Source organism: Micromonospora sp. LOL_014 (genome assembly GCF_048060245.1).
In the GTDB taxonomy this organism is placed as follows: Bacteria; Actinomycetota; Actinomycetes; order Mycobacteriales; family Micromonosporaceae; genus Micromonospora_E.
Genome location: NZ_JBHMIP010000101.1, coordinates 1 through 869 on the forward strand (window position 1 = coordinate 1; position 869 = coordinate 869).

Below are 869 nucleotides of genomic sequence, written 5' to 3' on the forward strand. Positions count from 1 at the left end.
CGTGGGATTACCGTGCGGTCGAGGCGCAGGCGCGTTGCGACGGGAATCGTCTGCGACCGAAGCCACGTAAGCTGGAGTCTTCGCGGCGGTTGCACGATGCGGTCAACGACGGTTTCGCGGAGAAGTGGTCACCGCGGCAGATCGGCGAGAGGTTGCGGGTGGATCATCCTGATGACCCGGAGATGCGGGTGTCGCACGAGACGATCTACGAGTGCCTGTATCTCCAGGCGCGTGGGGAGCTGCGGACGCAGCTGAAGCTGGCGCTGCGGCGTGGTCGTACGCAGCGGGTGAACCGGTCGCGTCCTGCCGTGGCCAGGGGTTCCATCAAGGACATGGTGAACATCAGCGAGCGGCCGGTGGAGGCCGAGGACCGGGCCGTTCCCGGGTTCTGGGAGGGTGATCTGATCATCGGGAAGGGCAACAGGTCCCAGATCGCCACGTTGGTCGAGCGGACCACTCGTTTCGTCATGCTGGTGCGGATTCCGTTCGACCGTACCGCTGACCGGGTCGCTTTTCTGCTCGCGGCGAAGATGGAGACGTTGCCGGAGTTCATGCGTGGGAGTGTGACCTGGGATCAGGGGAAGGAGATGGCCCGGCATGCTGATTTCACGGTTCGGACGGGGATGCCGGTTTATTTCTGCGACCCGCACTCGCCGTGGCAGCGCGGGAGCAACGAGAACACGAATGGTCTACTCCGGCAGTATTTTCCGAAGGGTACGGATCTTTCCTTGCACACCCAGGAGGATCTTGATAAGGTCGCTGCAGAGTTGAATGGCAGACCGCGTCAGACGTTGAACTGGCTGAAGCCGATCGAAGTTTTCAACGATCTGGTCAAGAACGCAGTGTCGCCATGATCACTTGATCCCGCC

General features: G+C 61.9%; 1 protein-coding gene. It reads left to right on the forward strand.

Annotated features, from left to right (window positions below; all coding sequences use genetic code 11):
- Nucleotides 1-854: IS30 family transposase (locus ACFHW1_RS28800; RefSeq protein ID WP_416616731.1), on the forward strand; the 854-nt coding region annotated here is incomplete at its 5' end.
- Between the last annotated feature and the right edge of the window lie 15 nt (nt 855-869).